This window comes from Pseudomonas sp. FeS53a, from assembly GCF_000931385.1.
GTDB classification, from domain to species: domain Bacteria; phylum Pseudomonadota; class Gammaproteobacteria; order Pseudomonadales; family Pseudomonadaceae; genus Metapseudomonas; species Metapseudomonas otitidis.
Genome location: NZ_JYFT01000054.1, coordinates 26,671 through 44,430, shown reverse-complemented (window position 1 = coordinate 44,430; position 17,760 = coordinate 26,671). Strand labels below are relative to the sequence as shown.

Sequence of the window (17,760 nt, the reverse complement as noted above, 5' to 3'; positions counted from 1 at the left end):
GTAAACCCGCAGCACCTTCCGCGACATATCGCTTTAGCCATTTGTAGGCTGTTTGCGGGCTGATGTTGAAACGGCGGCACAGCTCCCTTCGGTTGCTGTCGGGAAGAAGTGCCAGGGCAATGAACTCTGCTTTTAGGCTCATAGCGTCTCTCGTGTTCCAAGGCATGGTCGTTACCCGGCAAGGCTGGCTTGCCGGAAAGTGTCAACCATGTCTCCGCACACCTGTCAGCTATGTCTCCGGTCTGTACACAGTCGTTGAAAAGGAACCAAAAAACTCGCCCCTGCATCCGGCCCGACTGCGTCGGGTCCCCTCCCTCCATCGTCATTCCAGGGGCCCGCGCTGACGGGCCATCCCTGGCCCGGCAGCGCTCTCGCGACATCCATGTCGCTCAGCCCCCTACATGACGATTCCGCTCGGCCTCCTGAAGGGGCACTGGCTCCGCCCCACCATTCGGAGTCAGGCAGCAGCGCAGCGTGCGCTCATGACGTGCTAATCGCAGGGAGGAGGAATTGCGGTAGCCAGGCACCTTCACCTTGTGGGAGGGCTGTATCAGAAGCCAGGGTTGCAGCTAGCGGAAGTGCGGCGCTCGCAGCCCGCCCTGACGGCGGGCTACGGGGAGGGGGTCAGTGGGCCTGCCAGGCGTTCCAGCGCTGGGCGATGGTTTCGCCGTGGTCGCGCCAGTATTTGAAGTTGAGGGTGATCTGGCCGTCGCGGTGGGCGCTGGGCAGGTCGGCGGCGAGGTCGGCGGGGATCTGCGGGAGGCTCTGCAGGTTCACCGGGGTGTAGCCGGTGGCGACGGCGAAGTCGGCCTGCGGCTTGATACCGGTGGCGAAGCCGAGGAAGCGCTTGGCGGCGTCGAGGTGCTTGGCGCCACGGGGGATGACGAGGAAGTCCCCGGTCACCAGGTTCTGCTCCCAGCCGATGGCCACCGGTGAGCCGGAGCGCTTGAGGGCGGTGACGCGGCCGTTCCAGAACATGCCGAGGCTGGCTTGGCCGGAGCTGAGCAGCTTCTGCGATTCGTCGCCGTTACCCCACCAGACGATGTCCTGCTTGATGGTGTCGAGCTTCTTGAAGGCGCGGTCCAGGTCCAGCGGGTAGAGCTTGTCGGCGGGCACGCCGTCGGCCAGCAGGGCCATTTCCAGCACGCCGGGGCTCGGCCATTTGTAGAGGGCGCGCTTGCCGGGGTAGGCCTGGGTGTCGAAGAGGCTGGCCCAGCCCTGCGGGGCCTTGGCGTGGCGTTCGGTGTTGTAGCCGAGGATGAAGGAGAAGTAGAACGAGCCCACGCCGTAGATGGTGACGAAGCGCGGGTCGATGTTGCGCTGGGCGATCTGCTTGAGGTCCAGGGGTTCCAGCAGGCCTTCGCGGCCCAGGCGCAGGGCCTGGTCGGCCTCGACGTCGATCACGTCCCAGGTGACGTCGCCGGCCTTGATCATCTGCCGCAGCTTGTCGTAGTCGGTGGGGCCGGCCTGGTTCACGCGGATGCCGGTTTCCTGCTCGAAGGGCTTGGCCCAGGCGGCTTCCTGGGCGGCCTGGGTGGTGCCACCCCAGCTGGTGAAGGTGAGCGTCTGTTCGGCGCTGTGCGGGGTGAGGCCGGGGAGGGCGGCCAGGAGGAGGGAGAGCGCCAGTGTGGTGTTTTTCTTGTTCATGATCCTGTCCCAGGATGGGTTTCCATGGTCGACTCGCGGCGCCAGGGGCGCGGAGGCAAGGCTGGCCAGGATGAACCCGGGGCTGGATCTCGTCCGGGAGATCATGATGGCCGGCGCCACTATCGCACTCCGCGAAGGGCTCTAGAAGGGGCGCGGGAGCCTCTTTGTCCGACAATTGAAGCAGTTCGCGATTGGTGACGCCGAGCGCACTTTTCGCGCCGTTCCTGGCGGCCACGATGGGCCTGGAACGGACCGGGGCGGCCATGCCGCCCTGGTGTGTTCAGTGACTGCCAGCGGCCTTGTTCAGGTCGCTTTCGTTCCACTCGGTGTAGACGCAGGCATCGGCGGTGGCCCAGCGCACGCACACGGCATCGCCGGGCTTGAGCGGCATGCCGGCGGCGGAGAGCGCCTTGACGGTGAGCGCGGTGCCGCCGTCGGTGACCACGCTGCAGGTCTGGCTTTCGCCGAGGAACAGCACTTCGCTGACGCGGGCGCGGATCTGGTTCCATCCGGCGGCCAGGGGCTCCTGCTCGGCCTGCTGGAGGCTCAGGGCCTGGGCCTTCTCCGGGCGCACCATCAGCAGCACGTCCTGGTCCTGGGTGAGGTTGGCGGTGAGGCGGATGGCCAGCGGTTGGTTCTCGAAGCTGGCCACGGCGTTGCCCCGGGCCTTGAGCCGCAGGAAGTTGGAGTTGCCGAGGAAGGAGGCGACGAAGGCATTCGGCGGGTTCTGGTAGAGGTCGTAGCCGCTGCCCAGCCCGACGATGCGGCCGTGGCTGAAGATGGCGATGCGCTGGGACAGGCGCATGGCTTCTTCCTGGTCGTGGGTGACGTAGACGATGGTGATGCCGAGGCGGCGATGCAGCTGGCGCAGCTCGTCCTGCAGGTCTTCACGCAGCTTCTTGTCGAGGGCGCCGAGGGGTTCGTCCATCAGCAGGATGCGCGGCTCATAGACCAGTGCACGGGCGATGGCGACACGCTGCTGCTGGCCGCCGGAGAGCTGGGCGGGGCGGCGGTGGGCGAAGGTGTCCAGCTGCACCAGCTTGAGCATGGCGTCGACGCGGCGTTCACGCTCGGCGCGGGGCATCTTGCGGATGTCCAGGGGGAAGCCGATGTTGTCGCGCACCGAGAGGTGCGGGAACAGCGAGTAGCGCTGGAACACCATGCCGATGTCGCGCTTGTGCGGCGGCACGTTCACCAGGGACTGGCCGTCGACGAGGATTTCTCCGCTGCTCGGGGTCTCGAAGCCGGCGAGCATGGACAGAGTGGTGCTCTTGCCGGAGCCGCTGGAGCCGAGGAAGGTGAGGAACTCGCCGTCCTTGATGTCCAGGTTGATGTTGTCCACGGCGGTGAAGTCGCCGTAGTGCTTGTTCAGGTTGCGCAGGCTGACCAGGGTCTTGTCGGCCTGGTGAGCGGGATCTTTGACTGCACTCATGGGGGTACTCCTGGGCGCCTCAGGCGGCGCGAATCTCGTTGCGCCGACGCAGTACGGCGGCGATCACCATGACCAGTACGGAGAGGCCGATCAGCAGCGTCGATGCGACGGCGATCACGGGCGTCAGGTCCTGGCGGAGGGTGGTCCACATCTTGACGGGCAGGGTCTGCAGGGTCGGGCTGGCCATCATCACGCTCAGCACCACCTCGTCCCAGGACACCAGGAAGGCGAACAGGGCGCCGGCGACCATGCCGGGGCGGATCGCCGGGAAGGTGACCCTGAACACCGCCTGCAGGCGCGAGGCGCCGCAGATCACCGCCGCATCCTCGATGGACTGATCGAACAGTTTCAGCGAGTTGATGATGGAGATGATGGTGAAGGGCAGGGCGACGATCACGTGGCTCACCACGAAGGCGAACAGGGTGCCGGTGAAGCCGAGCTTGAGGAACAGCGCGTAGACGGCCACGGCGATGATCACCAGCGGCACGATCATCGGCAGGGTGAACAGCCCGTAGAGCATCTCGCGGCCGGGGAAGCGCCCGCGCACCAGGGCGAAGGCGGTCGGCAGGCCGAGGGCGACGGCGCAGACGGTGGTCAGCACGGCGACCTTGAGGCTGGCCAGGGCGGCGTTCATCCAGTCGGGGTTGGAGAAGAACTGGCCGTACCACTTCAGCGTCCAGCCCGGCGGCGGGAACACCAGCCACTGGGACGAGCCGAACGACAGCAGGACGATGAACAGGATCGGCAGCAGCAGGAACAGGGCGATCACGCCGGTGACGCCGTAGAGGCCCAGGCGCATGCGCAGGCTCATGGCGGAGGGGGTCAGGAGCATGTCGACTTACCTCGCGTTGCTGGCACCCACCGGGGATTCCGGCTGGAGCTTCAGGTAGACGTAGAACAGCACCAGGGTGATCAGCACCAGCAACGCGGCGGCGGCACTGGCCAGGCCCCAGTTCAGGAACGACTGCACCTGCTGGATGATGAATTCCGGGAGCATCATGTTCTGCGCACCGCCGAGCAGGGCCGGGGTGACGTAGTAGCCCAGGGACATGACGAAGACCATCAGGCCGCCGGAGAACAGGCCGGGACGGCACAGCGGCAGGAACACCCGGAAGAAGTTGGTCCAGGGGCTGGCGCCACAGACCGAGCCGGCCTGCAGGATCATCGGGTCGATGGCCTGCATGGTGGCCTGCAGGGGCAGGACGATGAACGGGATCATGATGTAGGTCATGCCGATCACCACGCCGGTCAGGTTGTGCACCATCTCCAGCGGCTGGTCGATCACGCCCAGTGCCATCAGCACCTTGTTGATCACCCCGGAGGCTTGCAGCAGCACCAGCCAGGAGTAGGTGCGGGCCAGCAGGCTGGTCCACATCGACAGCAGCACGATGTTCAGCATCCAGCGGCCCCAGCCGCGTGGCACCAGGGTGATGGCCCAGGCCAGGGGGAAGCCCAGCAGCAGGCTGAACAGGGTCACCAGGCCCGCCACCGAGAAGGTGTTGATCAGCACCCGGGAGTAGGCCGAGTTGGCGAACAGCTGGGCGTAGTTGCCGAGGCCGGGCTCCGGCTCCAGCACGCCGCGCAGCAGCAGGCCGATCAGCGGGGCGAGGAAGAACAGGCCGAGGAACACCAGGGCCGGGCCGAGGTTGCCGAAGCCCTTCCAGCGTTGTGCGAGGCTCGGGCCTTGGTGGGCGGCCGCGCCACCGGTAGCGCGGGCTGCGCTACCGGTGGCGGGCTGACGGGGCATGCTCGCCGTCATTTTCATTTGACCAGCCATTCGTTCCACCGTGTGGCGATGGCCGGACCGTTCTTGGCCCAGTAGGCGAAGTCCAGGGTGACCTGGTCGCTGGCGTAGGCGGTCGGCAGGTTGGGGGCCAGTACGGAGTCGAGGCGCTGGACGCTGTCGACGTTGACCGGGGCGTAGGCGGTGAGGTTGGAGAAGTCGGCCTGGCCTTTGGCGCTGCTGGCGTTGGCCAGGAACTTCATGGCCGCGTCCTTGTTCTTGGCGCCCTTGGGGATGACCAGGAAATCGGCCATGACCAGGTTCTGCTTCCAGCTCACGCCCACCGGGGCGCCGTCTTCCTGGAGGGCGTAGATGCGGCCGTTCCAGAACTGGCCGAGGGTGGCTTCACCGGAGGCCAGCAGTTGCTGGGACTGGGCGCCGCCGCCCCACCAGACGATGTCCTTCTTGATGGTGTCGAGCTTCTTGAAAGCGCGGTCCAGGTCCAGCGGGTAGAGCTTGTCGGCGGGCACGCCGTCGGCCAGCAGGGCCAGTTCGAGCACGCCGGGGCTCGGCCATTTGTAGAGGGCACGCTTGCCGGGGTAGGTCTTGGTGTCGAACAGGGCGCTCCAGTCCACCGGCTTGTTGGCGCCGAGCTTGCCCTCGTTGTAGCCGAGCACGAAGGAGAAGAAGAAGGAGCCGACGCCGTGGTCGGAGACGAAGCGGGGGTCGATCTTGTCGCGCTGGATCTGGGTGAAGTCCAGGGGCTCCAGCAGGCCTTCGGCGGCAGCACGCAGGGCGAAGTCGGCTTCCACGTCGACCACGTCCCACTGGACGTTGCCGCTCTCGACCATGGCTTTCAGCTTGCCGTAGTCGGTGGGGCCGTCCTGCACGACGGTGATGCCGCTGGCCTTGCTGAACGGGTCGGCCCAGGCCTGCTTCTGCGCATCCTGGGTGGTACCGCCCCAGCTGACGAAGTTCACGCTCTCGGCCGCCATGGCCAGGGTGCTGGCGGTTCCCAGCAGGCCGGCGATCAGTGCGGCAGATACACCTTTTTTCAACACCATTGTGACGCCCTCATTTGTTGTGTTTGTGAGCGGGCTGCTACGCCCGCTTTTCGGGAGCAGTGGGGTCCATCGGAGCCTGTGTGGCGACCGTGCCAGGGGCCTGTTTTCACGCTGTCCGTGACGGGTTCGCCTGGCTGAAACTGTTCGGTCTACGGAATATCATATTATGGTATTCCAAACTTTGTGCAAGCACTTTGCCGTGCCGGTCGTCCTGCTGCAGCGCGATTCCCGAGGGGGCTGGCGGGCCACGGGATGCGCGGCCCGCTGCCGCCTTCAGCCGGTGAAGGGAATGCTTTCCACCACCTCCAGGTCGTAGCCGGTCAGGCCGGCGTATTTCAACGGTGGGCCGAGGTGGCGCAGCTTGCCCACGCCCAGGTCCTGGAGGATCTGGGCGCCGGTGCCCACCTCGGAATAGATGCGTGATTGCGAGCGGGTGTACTGGCGCGGTGGCAGGGTGAGCTGCGGCACGCGCTCCAGCAGCGCCTGGGAGGACTCGTGGTTGGCCAGCACCACCACCACGCCGTGGCCTTCCTCGGCGACGCGCTGCAGGGCGGCCCAGAGGGTCCAGTTGGCCGGGCCGTGGTACTCGGCGCCGACCAGGTCGCGCAGCGGGTCGATGACGTGGACGCGGGCCAGGGTGGGGTGGTTGCGGTCGATCTCGCCCATCACCATGGCCATGTGCACGCCGCCTTCGATGCGGTCCTCGTAGGTGAACAGGCGGAAGGTGCCGTGCACGGTGGGCAGCTCGCGCTCGCCGATGCGCACCACGGTGTGCTCGTGGCTGAGGCGGTAGTGGATGAGGTCGGCGATGGTGCCGATCTTGATGCCGTGCTTCTCGGCGAAGCGCTCCAGGTCCGGGCGACGGGCCATGCTGCCGTCGTCGTTCATCACTTCGACTATCACCGAGGCGGGGCTGAAGCCGGCCAGACGCGCCAGGTCGCAGCCGGCCTCGGTGTGGCCGGCACGGGTCAGCACGCCGCCTTCGCGGGCGCGCAGGGGGAAGATGTGGCCGGGCTGCACCAGGTCTTCCGGCACGGCGTCCGCCGCCACGGCAGCGGCCACGGTGCGGGCGCGGTCGGCGGCGGAGATGCCGGTGGTGACGCCGCTGGCGGCTTCGATGGATACGGTGAAGGCGGTGCTGAAGGCGCTGCCGTTGCTCGGCACCATCTGCTCCAGGCCGAGGCGCTGGCAGTGCTCGTCGGTCAGGGTCAGGCAGATCAGGCCGCGGGCTTCCCGGGCCATGAAGTTGATGGCCTCGGGGGTGCAGCGCTCGGCGGCCAGCAGCAGGTCGCCTTCGTTCTCGCGGTCCTCGTCATCCACCAGCAGCACCATCTTGCCCTGGCGGTAATCGGCGATGAGTTCTTCGATGGGGTGGAAGGCCATGGGCTTCTCTCTGTGGGGTGTAAGACGTAATGTGGTATACCATAATACGAATTAACGCGAGAGGTCACCATGAAGGCTTACTGGATTGCTCATGTAGACGTAGAGGACGCCGATCAATACAGCCAGTACACCCAGCGCGCGCCGGCGGCGTTCGCCCGCTACGGGGCGCGCTTCCTGGCACGGGGCGGGCGCAGCGAGGCGCTGGAAGGGCGTGACACCCCGCAGCGCAGCGTGGTGATCGAGTTCGACTCCTACGAGCAGGCATTGGCCTGCTACCACTCGCTGGAATACCAGGAGGCCCGCCGCCACCGCGAAGGCGTGGCACGGGCCGAGGTGATCATCGTCGAGGGCATGGCGCCCTGAGCCGGGCGGCTTGCGTTCAGCACGCGCCCCTGAGGGGCGACGCCGTGACGACGGCTAGCGGATGAAATGCACCTTGCCGCTGTCGTCGTTGCCCATGTAGATGCCGTAGACCCCCGCCTGGCGTTCCTCGATATAGCGTTCGAGGATCTGCCGGATGGCGGGGTAGTAGATGGCGTCCCAGGGAATCTCGTCGGGGGCGAAGAAGCGGCAGTCCTGGGTTTCCGGGCCGTACTGGCCGGTGTCTTCCAGGACGATGGCGCGGAAGATGATGTAGACCTCGCTGATGCGCGGCACGCTGAAGATGGAGTAGGGCGAAAGGATCTCGGCACGCACGCCGCTCTCTTCCCACACCTCGCGCAGGGCCGCCTGCTCGGTGGTCTCGTTGCCTTCCATGAAGCCCGCCGGCAGCGTCCAGGTGCCCGGACGCGGCGGGATGGCGCGCTGGCAGAGCAGGTACTTGCCGTCCCGCTCGATGATGCAGCCGGCGATGATCTTCGGGTTGACGTAGTGGATGTAGCCGCAGGCGCGGCACATCAGGCGTTCATGGGTGTCGCCCGCCGGCCGCTGGAGGCCGAGGTCCTGGCTGCCGCACTGGGCGCAGAAGTTCGGGCGACTCATGTTCAGCGGCCTATGCGCGGCTCTTTGAGGGCGATGGGGGCAGTGATCTCGGGCAGGTCGCCGCTCTCGTCCTGCTTGCGCTTGAGGTACTCCAGCGCCACCTTCGCGGCCGCGCGGACGTGGTCCACCGAGGCCTGGTGGGCGGCCAGCGGGTCGCCGCTCTTGATGGCCTCGACGATGCGCTCCATCTCCTGGTTGCTGGCGCCGCGGCGGTTCTCCTGGGACACCGAGGTGGCGCGCAGGTAGCTGATGCGGGCCTGCAGCTGGCGCAGCTGGGTGGCGGCGATGTGGTTGCCGGAGCCTTCCAGCAGCACGTCGTAGAAGCCCTGGACGGAGTCGAGCACCTGTTGCAGCTCGCCGTCCTTGAGGGCCTTGCGGTTCTCTTCCAGGGCCTTTTCCAGCGCCTTGATGTCCTTGGCCTTGGCCCGCAGGGTGAACAGCTGGACGATCAGGCCTTCGAGCACGCAGCGCAGCTCGTAGATATCGACGGCGTCTTCCAGGGTGATGATGGCCACGCGCGGGCCCTTGGCATCGGCGAATTCCACCAGCCCTTCGGATTCCAGGTGGCGCAGGGCCTCGCGGACCGAGGTACGGCTTACGCCCAGGCGGTCGCAGAGGTCGCGTTCCACGAGGCGGTCACCGGGCAGGAGCTGGAAGTTCATGATGGCGCTTCGCAGCTTGTCCAGCACGATTTCACGGAGCGTGACGGGGTTGCGATTGACCTTGAAGCTGTCGTCGAGTGGCAGGCGTTTCATGGGGTCCGCTCTTTATGGGCTGTCCATGCGAAACGAGCACGATGCGCAGTGATCGTGCTCGTCATCTAAACAGCCGGGGTTTGACTGGAGGCTTCGGCGTCGGCTTCGGCGAAGGCTTCCCGGGCGAGCCGGAAACTGTCCACGGCTGCGGGAACGCCGCAATAGATACCGACCTGAAGCAGGATTTCGCGTATTTGTTCACGACTCAGACCGTTGCGCAAGGCGCCCCGCACGTGCAGCTTGAGCTCGTGCGGCCGGTTCAGGGCCGAAATCATGGCCAAGTTTATCATGCTGCGTTCCTGGGGCGACAAACCCTCACGGCCCCAGACATGGCCCCAGCAGTACTCGGTGACCATCTCCTGCAGCGGGCGTGTGAAGTCGTCGGCGTTCTCGATGGAGCGCTTCACGTAGGCCTCGCCCAGCACGCGGGTGCGGATCTCCAGGCCCTTCTCGTATTTCTCGTTGCTCATGCGTCCAGCTCCCGGCGGCTCACAGGCCGCCCATGAGGGTGTATTTGATTTCCAGGTAGTCCTCGATGCCGTAGTGCGAGCCTTCGCGGCCCAGGCCCGAGGCCTTGATGCCGCCGAACGGCGCGACTTCGGTGGAGATCAGCCCTTCGTTGATGCCGACCATCCCGTACTCCAGCGCCTCGCTCATGCGCCAGGCGCGGCCCAGGTCGCGGGTGTAGCAGTAGGCCGCGAGGCCGAACTCGGTGTCATTGGCCAGGCGCACGGCCTCGGCTTCGTCCTGGAAGCGGAACACCGCCGCCAGCGGGCCGAAGGTTTCCTCGCGGGCCACCTTCATGCCGGTGTTGACCTCGGCCAGCACCGTGGGCGGGTAGAAGCCGTGGCCCAGCGGGTGGCGCTCGCCGCCGCAGAGCAGGCGGGCGCTCTGGGCGAGGGCGTCGCGCACGTGGTCTTCCACCTTGGCCACGGCGCGCTCGTTGATCAGCGGGCCCTGGGTGACGCCCTCGTCGAAGCCGCTGCCGACCTTCAGTTGAGCAACGCGCTCGGCCAGGCGGGCGACGAAGGCATCGTGGATGCCGTCCTGCACCAGGAAGCGGTTGACGCACACGCAGGTCTGCCCGGCGTTGCGGAACTTGGCCACCAGGGCGCCTTCCACGGCGCGCTCCAGGTCGGCGTCGTCGAAGACGATGAAGGGCGCATTGCCACCCAGCTCCAGGGACACCTTCTTCAAGGTCGGCGCGCACTGGGCCATCAGCAGCTTGCCGATGGCGGTGGAGCCGGTGAAGGAGAGCTTGCGCACGGCCGGGCTGGCGGTCAGCTCGCCGCCGATGGCCACGGCGTCGCCGGTGATGACGTTGAACACCCCGGCCGGGATGCCCGCCTGCTCGGCCAGGGCCGCCAGGGCCAGGGCGGAGAAGGGCGTCTCCGGTGCCGGCTTGACGATGCACGGGCAGCCGGCGGCCAGGGCCGGGCCGGCCTTGCGGGTGATCATCGCGGCAGGGAAGTTCCACGGGGTGATGGCGGCGACCACGCCGATGGGCTCCTTGGTCACCACGATGCGTGCATCACCCTTGTGGCTGGGGATGGTGTCGCCGTAGATGCGCTTGGCCTCCTCGGCGAACCATTCGATGAAGCTGGCGGCGTAGACGATCTCGCCGCGCGCCTCGGCCAGGGGCTTGCCCTGTTCCAGGGTGAGGATCTGCGCCAGGGTCTCGGTGTGCTCGATCATCAGCGCATGCCAGCGCTTCAGGCGTGCGCTGCGCTCCTTGGCGGTCAGCGCGCGCCAGGCCGGCCAGGCGCGTTCGGCGGCCTCGATGGCTTGCTGGGCCTCTGCGGCGCCGAGGTTCGGCACCTGGCCGATGCAGGCACCGGTGGCGGGGTTGAAGATGTCCTGCCGCGCGCCGTCGGCGGCGTCCAGCCACTGGCCGTCGATGTAGGCCTGCTGGCGGAAGAGGGGGGAAGCGGTCGGGTTCATGCCCACTCCAGAAAGAAAAAAGAGGCCGTGGGGTGACAGATCACGGCCCCATAAAGGGGATCAGGCGAGGGGCGGCACCGCACCCAGCTTGCCCTTGTGATAGAGCATCGGGATGACCGGCTCCTCGGGCAGGATCAGGTTCTTCACCGCGCCGACGATGATGGCGTGGTCGCCACCGTCGTACTCGCGCCACAGCTCGCACTCGATGATCGCCGTGGCCTTGGCCAGCAGCGGGTTGCCCAGCTCGCTCAGGTGCCAGTCGATGCCCTTGGCCTTGTCCTTGCCCTTGCCGGCGAAGGCATAGGCCTCGGCGGTCTGCTCGGCGGCCAGCAGGTGGATGGCGAAGCGCTTGCTGTCCCGCAGCACCGGGTAGGTGTCGGAGGCGTAGTTGGGGCAGAACAGCACCAGGGCCGGGTCGATCGACAGGGCGCTGAAGGCGCTGGCGGTGATGCCGACGATCTGGCCGTCCGTGTCGAGGGTGGTGACCACGGTCACGCCCGACGGGAAGCGGCTCATCACGTCTTTGTAGATACCGGGTTCGATCATGGCGTGCCTCTCAGCGCATCACGAAGGGGTCAGGCATCGGCGCCTGGGACAGGTTGATCCACACCGTCTTCTGCTCGGTGTAGGCGATCACCGACTCGATGCCGCTCTCGCGGCCGTAGCCGCTGTTCTTGAAGCCGCCGATGGGCGCCATGGCGGACACCGCGCGGTAGGTGTTGACCCAGACGATGCCCGAGCGGATGTCACGGGCCAGGCGATGGGCGCGGCCCAGGTCGCGGGTCCAGATGCCGGCGGCGAGGCCGAACTGCGAGTCGTTGGCGATCGCCAGGGCTTCGGCCTCGTCCTTGAAGCGGATCACCGAGGCCACCGGGCCGAACACCTCCTCCTGCATGATCTTCATCGAGTTGCGGTCGCACTCGAACAGCGTCGGCTCGTAGAACCAGCCCTGTTCCAGGTGCGCCGGGCGCTTGCCGCCCAGGCGCAGGCGTGCGCCCTCGGCCAGGGCGTCGGCCACCAGGCCCTCGACCACGGCGAGCTGCTGCGCGGTGGCCATGGGGCCCATCTCGCTGGCGTCGTCCTGCGGGTTGCCGATGCGGATTCGCTGGGCGCGTTCGATCAGGCGGCTGACGAATTCGTCGTAGATGCTGTCCTGCACCAGCAGGCGCGAGCCGGACACGCAGCTCTGCCCGGAGGCGGCGTAGATGCCGGCCACGGCGCCGTTGATGGCACTGTCCAGGTCGGCGTCGGCGAAGATGATGTTCGGCGACTTGCCACCCAGCTCCAGGGACAGCTTGGCGAAGTTCTCCGCGCTGCTGCGCACCACGTGGCGGGCGGTGGCGGCGCCGCCGGTGAAGGCGATCTTGCGCACCAGCGGGTGGCGGGTGAGGGCGGCACCGGTGCTCGGGCCGTAGCCGGTCACCACGTTGACCACGCCCGCCGGGAAGCCGGCTTCGAGGGCCAGGCGCGCCAGTTCGAGGATGGTTGCCGAGGCGTGCTCGGACGGCTTGAGCACGATGGTGTTGCCGGCAGCCAGGGCCGGGGCCAGCTTGATCGCCGTCAGGTACAGCGGGCTGTTCCAGGGGATGATCCCGGCCACCACGCCCAGCGGCTCGTGCACGGTGTAGGCGAACATGTCCGACTTGTCGATCGGCAGGGTGCCGCCTTCCAGCTTGTCCGCCAGGCCGGCGGTGTAGTGGAAGAACTCCGGCAGGTAGCCGACCTGGCCGCGGGTCTCGCGGATCAGCTTGCCGTTGTCCCGGCTTTCCAGCTGGGCCAGGTGTTCCTTGTTCTCGGCGATCAGGTCGCCCAGGCGGCGCAGCAGCTTGCCCCGCGCGGTGGCGGTGAGGCTGCGCCAGGCCGGCGCTTCGAAGGCAGCCTGGGCGGCCTGGACGGCGCGCTCGACGTCGGCTTCGTCCGCGTCGGGCAGCTCGGCCCAGGGTTCGGCCAGGGCCGGGTTGAGGCTCTGGAAGGTCTTGCCGGACAGGGCGTCGACCCATGCCCCGCCGATGCACATCTGGAAGCGTGCGAGTGTCATGCAACGATCCCCTTGATTGGATTGGGTCGGGCCTGCGCCGTGGCCAGGAAGTCCAGCAACAGCTGGTTGACCAGGCGCGGCGACTCGACCGGCATCATATGCCGTTGTTCGGCCAGTACGGCGGCCCGCGCACCGGGAATGCGCTGGGCGAGCTGCTCGGCCATCTCCGGCGTCGAGCCCGGGTCCAGTTCGCCGGTGGCGATCAGGGTCGGCACGCGGATGTTGCCCAGGTCGTCGGCGCGGTACATGTCCTGGGTGGCGAACAGTTCGTAGGTGGTCAGGTAGCCCTGCGGGTCGTTGCTCGCCAGGGTCTGGCGGATCGCCGCGATCTGCGCCGGGTTGGCGGCCTGGTACTCACGGCTGAACCAGCGCGACAGCGCCGCCTCGGCGTTGGCGTCCGGCCCGTGCTGGGCGGCCTGGGCGGTGCGGGCGATGACGCCGGCACGCTGCTCCGGCGTGCGGTTGAACACGCTGTTGAGCACCACCAGGCCCTGCAGGTACTGGGGGTAGTGCAGGGCGAAGGCGCGGGCCACCAGCCCGCCCATGGAGAAGCCGATCACCGTGACCTGGGTCAGGCCCAGGTGATCGAGCAACTCGCGCAGCTGGTCGGCGTAACCGAGCAGCTCGGTGCCGGGCTCCGGGCGCGGGCTGTCGCCATGACCCAGCATGTCGTAGGCGATCACGCGGTACTGCGTGGCCAGGCCGACGACCTGGCCGCCCCACATTTCTTTGTTGAGGCCCACACCGTGGATCAGCACCACGGGTTGGCCTTGTCCGGTCGCCAGGTAGCTGGTGCCGGCGGGGGTACGTTCAGCGGTGAGCCGAATCATGGAGCGCTCCTGCACTTCTTGTTGGATCAGCGGTTCTGCTCGGCTTTCTCGGCAGCCAGCTCTTCCAGATCGATGTAGCGGTTGCCGATGCGCGGGTGCAGGCGGCCACCATCGGCGGCGCCGAGCACGACGATGATCTCGTCGGCACGCGGGGCGTCCTCGATCTGCATTTCCAGGGTGATGTAGTGGGAGCGCAGGCCTTCGTCGTCCTTGTGCATCATCGGGATCTGGATGGAGGTGCCGGGGCCACCGCGCTTGTTGGTGAAGCTCAGGTAGCTCTTGGCGTCCACCGCCTGGCGGTAGTGGTTGCCGAAGCGCAGGGTGTGGATCACTGCCGAGGCGTGCTCGATCTCACCGTCTGCACCGACCACGGCCGCCTTGCCGTAGGCCTCGATCTTGTCGGCGCCGCCGACCAGGGCCACCAGGCGCTCGACCATCAGGGCGCCGAGGTCGGAGCAGTTGGCCTTGATCTCGGGCTTGAGGTCTTCCACGAAACCGCGGCCCAGCCAGGGGTTCTTGATCACGACAGCCAGCCCGGCCATGGTCACGGGTTTCTCGGCGGCCTTGCCGCCTTCGATGAAGGTTTCTTCGACATAGCTGACGATCTTGCGGATTTCAAAACTCATGAACGGCTCCAGTCAGGTGGGCGGAAGTGTCTGTGCGTATGATGGTATACCATAATATCGGCAGTGCAAGTATCAGCTGTGACTTTCTGAAGGGGTGCAGATGGCCGGCGCCGTGTAGCCACATGCCGCGACGGTTGCAGGAAGGTGGAGGAGACCGGCGTGGCGTGCTGCCGTGGGGCCGGTTAAAAGGTGGGACAACGGGTGCGCGTACCCGGGCGCGGCCGGATACGCGTCAGCCCGCTATGGAAGAGCGGCTATTCGTAAAGACTGCCGCACAGCAGAAAGGTGGCGGCACAGCGCCAGGGGTTGGCGCCTGCCAGGCCCTGGCGGGCACCGAAGTCGCTGTCGTCGGCCCAGGCCAGGGCGCCGTCGAGGAAGTCCTCGATGGTGTCGTGGGCCCAGGCGCCGGTCTCCGGGGCGGCGAGGGCGCGCAGGCGGTCTTCGCGCAGGGCGCGGACGAAGGCGAGGAAGCTGGCGGCGTCCTCCACCTGCTCCAGCCGCTCGTTCAGCGTGGCGCTCATGCCGGCGCCTCGCTGCGGCGGATCTGTTCGAGGATGCTCGGGTCGTCGATCGCCCCGTCGCCCAGCAGCAGGAACAGCTTGCTGATGATTTCGCTGGTGCGCGCGTCGCTGTCGGCGAAGGGCAGGTAGAGGTCATCCGCCGGCTTGCCGGCCGGGACGATGCACAGGTAGTTGCCCGGCTCGATATGGATGACGCCGCTGCCCAGGTGCAGCCGGTAGCGCGCGCGGCTGCCGGCGATGTGGGCGTGGTGGCCCTCGCAGCGCACGTTGGCCAGCCCCAGGTTGCCCACCAGGGCCTGCACCAGCTCGGCGCGGCGCTGGATGACCTCGGCGCTGCCGGCGTGGGTGCCGGTCTCGCCGGTGAAGGCCACGGAGACGATCAGGTCGGCGTCGCGCAGGGTTTCGGAGAACACCAGCGGCGGGACCTCTTCCAGGGGCAGGGGCGTGCGGTCGCGGACGAATTCGATGGCCTGCAGGGTGATGGTCTCGGTCAGCGGCAGGTAGCGCTGCGCATCGGGGAAGTCGACGAAGGCGTACAGGCCCTGGCCCCAGTTGCGGAACACCTCCTCGCCGTCGTGGGTGGTCCAGCCCCGGGCCCGCAGCAGGCGGGCGGCCACGGCGCTGCGCAGCACATGGCCGGCGAAGCGCATGGACTTCAGGCCGTTCTCCCGTTCGGCCGGGGTCAGCAGGTACAGCTCGCGGAACACCTGCTTGAAGGGCTGCACCCGGCGCTGGGCCACCAGGGCCTGCTGCCAGGCGGAGAGCGCGCCGGCTTCGTACAGGTGCAGCGGGTGGGCGATCAGCAGCGGGCCTTCGATGGGGCGCGCCGGTCCGGTCAGCGGGCGCAGGGCGAAGGCGTCGCCGTCCAGCCAGCCCAGCAGGCCGTCGCCATCGCGCAGTACCAGGTGGTCCAGCAGCAGGCGCGCCGCCGGCATGCGCAGCAGTTGGCGCAGTTGCGCCGGCTCCAGGGCTTCGCCCCGGGCCATCATGGTTTCCAGGGTCAGGCGGAAGCGGCGGATCTGGTCCTTCATGCGGCCCTGCAGGGTCTTCAGCTCCGCGTGGCCGTCGTGCTTGCGCAGGGCGGCGGGCACCGACTTCAGGCGCTTGCCGCCCTTGCTGGCGACCATGACCGGGTTGAGGCCCTGCAACTCCAGCCACAGGTCGTAGCCGTCCAGGTGCAGGCGGTCCGGGGTCTGTTCGGCGATCTCCGCTTCCATCGCCCATTCCAGGCGGGTGGCGTCGCCGTAGCCGGCGGTGCGGGCGAGGTTCTCCAGGCCGGCCTGGATGGAGGCCTGGGAGTTGGCCTGGCGTTCGGCTCCGTAGCGCTCGACTTCGCGGTGGTAGCGCTTGAGGGCCAGGTAGCGCTCGCGGGTTTCGTCCGCGCCGCTGATGGGCAACAGGCCGTAGGCGCGCAGGGCGGCCTGGGCGTGGCGTTGCAGCTTCTTCTCCAGGGCCTTGCGCTCCAGGCCACGGAAGGCGTCCAGCAGCAGGCGGGTGTTGGGGAAGGCCCAGGGGGTGCCTTCCAGCGCGGCGAGGTAGTCGGCCAGGTGCCCGGCGTCGGCCTGGTCCAGGGCGGTCTGCAGGGCGTCGCGGTCCACCACGCCCAGCTCCGGGTCGTCGCTGCTTTGCAGGTCTTCCACCAGGCGCCCACTGTGGTCGACGGCCAGCGCCAGGTCGAGGTACAGGCGCTGCAGGGGCTTCAGGTCGCTCCAGCCGAGGGCGTCCAGCACCGCTTCGCTGGCTGCACCGCTGAAGGGCAGGGCGGTGAGCAGGCTGGCGCGGGGGAAGCCGGCGAGCTGCCCAGGCAGGGCAGCGGATTCGGTCGAGTCGAGTTGGCCGACATCGAGCAGGGCGATCAGCGCCCGGCCCTGGGGGTTGTCGTAGTGGTCGTTGAGGGTGCCCGGCTCCAGGCCGAGGCGTGTCAGCTCGCCCATGGCGGCCAGCAACCAGTGGGCGGTGGAGGTGCCGCGCTCGCCGATCAGGCTGCGCAGCTGCTCGGCGCTTTCCGGCAGCCGGGCTAGCGAGCGCTGGATGAAGGCGGCGTTGAGCGCGTCCAGCCGTTGTTCGCCGGGGCTGCTGCCTGCTGCGAGGGGCGGCAGGGTGCACAGGCTGTCGGCCCAGGTGCGCACGGCGTGCTCGTGCTGGGCGGCATCCAGGCGGCCGGCGTCGGCCAGGCCCACGGCGAAGCGCCGGATGGCGTCCTCGGCCCTGCCCTGGTAGCTCTCGGCCAGCCGTGGGTGATAGGCGTCTTCGAGGGGGCTGCGGCGGTCCCAGTCGCCGCTGAGCAGCCACTGGCCAAAGTCCAGCCAGGGGCTGTCGACGGGGTGTTCGGCCAGCAGCTCCAGGCAGTCTTCCAGGTTGGGGGTGGTCCAGGCGCTGGCGGGGGTGTGCCAGTAGTGACGGGCCACGTAGCCGGGGTGGAGGGCGTGGTCGCTGTCCTCGAAGGCGTGGGCCAGCATGTGCCGCACGCGCCGCTCCAGGGCCTGGAAGCTGTGTGCGCTCGGGTAGGCGGCGACACCGGCGCGGCTGGTGATCTGCAGCAGGCGCTGGCGGGTGTAGCGGTGTTCGGTTTCGTCGTGGCCCCAGCTGCGCGGGAACACCAGGGCGTCCACCAGTGCCTGCGGGCCGTCGGGGCCGGCTTCGGCGAGGAAGGCATCGGCCAGGGCCAGGCCGTCCACCTCATCCCAGAACGGGTGCTGGTGGCCGTCTTCGGCTAGCAGGGCGTCGCGCTCGGGCAGGGCATCCAGGGTGCGGTCGAGGAAGGCGTCGAGCAGGGCGATGCGGGCCTGCTGATGGGCGTCGGCTTGGTAATGCTGCAT

General features: G+C 67.9%; 18 protein-coding genes. 1 reads left to right on the top strand and 17 read right to left on the bottom strand.

Annotated features, from left to right (window positions below):
* The 7 genes from SZ55_RS27505 to ribBA all read right to left on the bottom strand — a co-directional run.
* On the bottom strand, positions 1–166 hold a 166-nt coding region (locus SZ55_RS27505; protein ID WP_152644500.1), incomplete at its 3' end, for a helix-turn-helix domain-containing protein.
* A 458-nt stretch (positions 167–624) separates the two neighbouring features.
* Positions 625–1,647 carry an ABC transporter substrate-binding protein gene (locus tag SZ55_RS15760; protein ID WP_082078254.1) on the bottom strand — a complete coding sequence of 341 codons (1,023 nt, stop codon included), beginning with the start codon at positions 1,645–1,647 and terminating at the stop codon, positions 625–627.
* Between the two features lie 280 nt (positions 1,648–1,927).
* On the bottom strand, positions 1,928–3,079 hold the full coding sequence (locus tag SZ55_RS15755; RefSeq protein WP_044407985.1) for an ABC transporter ATP-binding protein: 1,152 nt from the start codon (positions 3,077–3,079) through the stop codon (positions 1,928–1,930).
* 19 nt (positions 3,080–3,098) lie between these two features.
* The gene (locus tag SZ55_RS15750; protein WP_044407982.1) at positions 3,099–3,911 is read right to left on the bottom strand and encodes an ABC transporter permease; all 813 of its coding nucleotides are present in this window, start codon (positions 3,909–3,911) and stop codon (positions 3,099–3,101) included.
* Positions 3,912–3,917: 6 nt separating this feature from the next.
* Entirely contained in the window at positions 3,918–4,856 is a 939-nt protein-coding gene (locus tag SZ55_RS15745; protein ID WP_107330469.1) for an ABC transporter permease, read from the bottom strand.
* A complete protein-coding gene (locus SZ55_RS15740) occupies positions 4,841–5,866 on the bottom strand; it encodes an ABC transporter substrate-binding protein (RefSeq protein WP_044407977.1) in 1,026 nt (341 codons plus the stop codon). The genes SZ55_RS15745 and SZ55_RS15740 overlap by 16 nt, the downstream gene beginning before the upstream one ends.
* A 273-nt stretch (positions 5,867–6,139) precedes the next feature.
* On the bottom strand, positions 6,140–7,249 hold the full coding sequence (ribBA, locus tag SZ55_RS15735) for a bifunctional 3,4-dihydroxy-2-butanone-4-phosphate synthase/GTP cyclohydrolase II (RefSeq protein ID WP_044407974.1): 1,110 nt from the start codon (positions 7,247–7,249) through the stop codon (positions 6,140–6,142).
* A 69-nt stretch (positions 7,250–7,318) separates the two neighbouring features.
* On the opposite strand from ribBA, the gene SZ55_RS15730 reads away from it, so the two are divergent.
* Complete coding sequence (locus SZ55_RS15730; protein ID WP_044407971.1) at positions 7,319–7,612, top strand: DUF1330 domain-containing protein; 294 nt, start codon at positions 7,319–7,321, stop codon at positions 7,610–7,612.
* A gap of 54 nt (positions 7,613–7,666) precedes the next feature.
* On the opposite strand, the gene SZ55_RS15725 is transcribed toward SZ55_RS15730, so the two are convergent.
* The 10 genes from SZ55_RS15725 to SZ55_RS15680 form a co-directional block, all read right to left on the bottom strand.
* Entirely contained in the window at positions 7,667–8,230 is a 564-nt protein-coding gene (locus SZ55_RS15725) for an NUDIX hydrolase (RefSeq protein ID WP_044407968.1), read from the bottom strand.
* Between the two features lie 2 nt (positions 8,231–8,232).
* Positions 8,233–8,985 (bottom strand): GntR family transcriptional regulator, encoded by a 753-nt coding sequence (locus SZ55_RS15720; RefSeq protein WP_044407964.1) that lies wholly within the window; start codon positions 8,983–8,985, stop codon positions 8,233–8,235.
* 65 nt (positions 8,986–9,050) lie between these two features.
* Positions 9,051–9,455 (bottom strand): carboxymuconolactone decarboxylase family protein, encoded by a 405-nt coding sequence (locus tag SZ55_RS15715; protein WP_044407962.1) that lies wholly within the window; start codon positions 9,453–9,455, stop codon positions 9,051–9,053.
* A gap of 19 nt (positions 9,456–9,474) precedes the next feature.
* Complete coding sequence (locus tag SZ55_RS15710) at positions 9,475–10,926, bottom strand: NAD-dependent succinate-semialdehyde dehydrogenase (RefSeq protein WP_044407960.1); 1,452 nt, start codon at positions 10,924–10,926, stop codon at positions 9,475–9,477.
* Positions 10,927–10,986: 60 nt separating this feature from the next.
* Positions 10,987–11,472: a flavin reductase family protein gene (locus SZ55_RS15705; protein ID WP_044407957.1), complete on the bottom strand. Its 486-nt coding sequence runs from the start codon at positions 11,470–11,472 to the stop codon at positions 10,987–10,989.
* Positions 11,473–11,482: 10 nt separating this feature from the next.
* On the bottom strand, positions 11,483–12,964 hold the full coding sequence (locus SZ55_RS15700; RefSeq protein WP_044407954.1) for an aldehyde dehydrogenase: 1,482 nt from the start codon (positions 12,962–12,964) through the stop codon (positions 11,483–11,485).
* Positions 12,961–13,794 carry an alpha/beta fold hydrolase gene (locus SZ55_RS15695; protein WP_044407951.1) on the bottom strand — a complete coding sequence of 278 codons (834 nt, stop codon included), beginning with the start codon at positions 13,792–13,794 and terminating at the stop codon, positions 12,961–12,963. The genes SZ55_RS15700 and SZ55_RS15695 overlap by 4 nt, the downstream gene beginning before the upstream one ends.
* 26 nt (positions 13,795–13,820) lie before the next feature.
* Positions 13,821–14,420, bottom strand: coding sequence for an amino acid synthesis family protein (locus SZ55_RS15690; protein ID WP_044407947.1), 600 nt, complete (start codon positions 14,418–14,420; stop codon positions 13,821–13,823).
* Positions 14,421–14,674: 254 nt separating this feature from the next.
* The gene (locus tag SZ55_RS15685) at positions 14,675–14,941 is read right to left on the bottom strand and encodes a hypothetical protein (RefSeq protein WP_044407944.1); all 267 of its coding nucleotides are present in this window, start codon (positions 14,939–14,941) and stop codon (positions 14,675–14,677) included.
* Positions 14,938–17,760: a DUF4132 domain-containing protein gene (locus SZ55_RS15680; RefSeq protein WP_044407941.1), complete on the bottom strand. Its 2,823-nt coding sequence runs from the start codon at positions 17,758–17,760 to the stop codon at positions 14,938–14,940. Before SZ55_RS15680 ends, SZ55_RS15685 begins: the two co-directional genes overlap by 4 nt.

Bases quoted from the DNA above. Each gene is read 5' to 3' on its own strand.
- SZ55_RS15690 (WP_044407947.1), bottom strand. From the start codon at position 14,420: ATGAGTTTTGAAATCCGCAAGATCGTCAGCTATGTCGAAGAAACCTTC.
- SZ55_RS15700 (WP_044407954.1), bottom strand. From the start codon at position 12,964: ATGACACTCGCACGCTTCCAGATGTGCATCGGCGGGGCATGGGTCGAC.
- SZ55_RS15710 (WP_044407960.1), bottom strand. From the start codon at position 10,926: ATGAACCCGACCGCTTCCCCCCTCTTCCGCCAGCAGGCCTACATCGAC.
- SZ55_RS15760 (WP_082078254.1), bottom strand. From the start codon at position 1,647: ATGAACAAGAAAAACACCACACTGGCGCTCTCCCTCCTCCTGGCCGCC.
- SZ55_RS15755 (WP_044407985.1), bottom strand. From the start codon at position 3,079: ATGAGTGCAGTCAAAGATCCCGCTCACCAGGCCGACAAGACCCTGGTC.
- SZ55_RS15730 (WP_044407971.1), top strand. From the start codon at position 7,319: ATGAAGGCTTACTGGATTGCTCATGTAGACGTAGAGGACGCCGATCAA.
- SZ55_RS15695 (WP_044407951.1), bottom strand. From the start codon at position 13,794: ATGATTCGGCTCACCGCTGAACGTACCCCCGCCGGCACCAGCTACCTG.
- SZ55_RS15750 (WP_044407982.1), bottom strand. From the start codon at position 3,911: ATGCTCCTGACCCCCTCCGCCATGAGCCTGCGCATGCGCCTGGGCCTC.
- SZ55_RS15720 (WP_044407964.1), bottom strand. From the start codon at position 8,985: ATGAAACGCCTGCCACTCGACGACAGCTTCAAGGTCAATCGCAACCCC.
- SZ55_RS15740 (WP_044407977.1), bottom strand. From the start codon at position 5,866: ATGGTGTTGAAAAAAGGTGTATCTGCCGCACTGATCGCCGGCCTGCTG.
- ribBA (WP_044407974.1), bottom strand. From the start codon at position 7,249: ATGGCCTTCCACCCCATCGAAGAACTCATCGCCGATTACCGCCAGGGC.
- SZ55_RS15680 (WP_044407941.1), bottom strand. From the start codon at position 17,760: ATGCAGCATTACCAAGCCGACGCCCATCAGCAGGCCCGCATCGCCCTG.
- SZ55_RS15705 (WP_044407957.1), bottom strand. From the start codon at position 11,472: ATGATCGAACCCGGTATCTACAAAGACGTGATGAGCCGCTTCCCGTCG.
- SZ55_RS15685 (WP_044407944.1), bottom strand. From the start codon at position 14,941: ATGAGCGCCACGCTGAACGAGCGGCTGGAGCAGGTGGAGGACGCCGCC.
- SZ55_RS15745 (WP_107330469.1), bottom strand. From the start codon at position 4,856: ATGGCTGGTCAAATGAAAATGACGGCGAGCATGCCCCGTCAGCCCGCC.
- SZ55_RS15725 (WP_044407968.1), bottom strand. From the start codon at position 8,230: ATGAGTCGCCCGAACTTCTGCGCCCAGTGCGGCAGCCAGGACCTCGGC.
- SZ55_RS15715 (WP_044407962.1), bottom strand. From the start codon at position 9,455: ATGAGCAACGAGAAATACGAGAAGGGCCTGGAGATCCGCACCCGCGTG.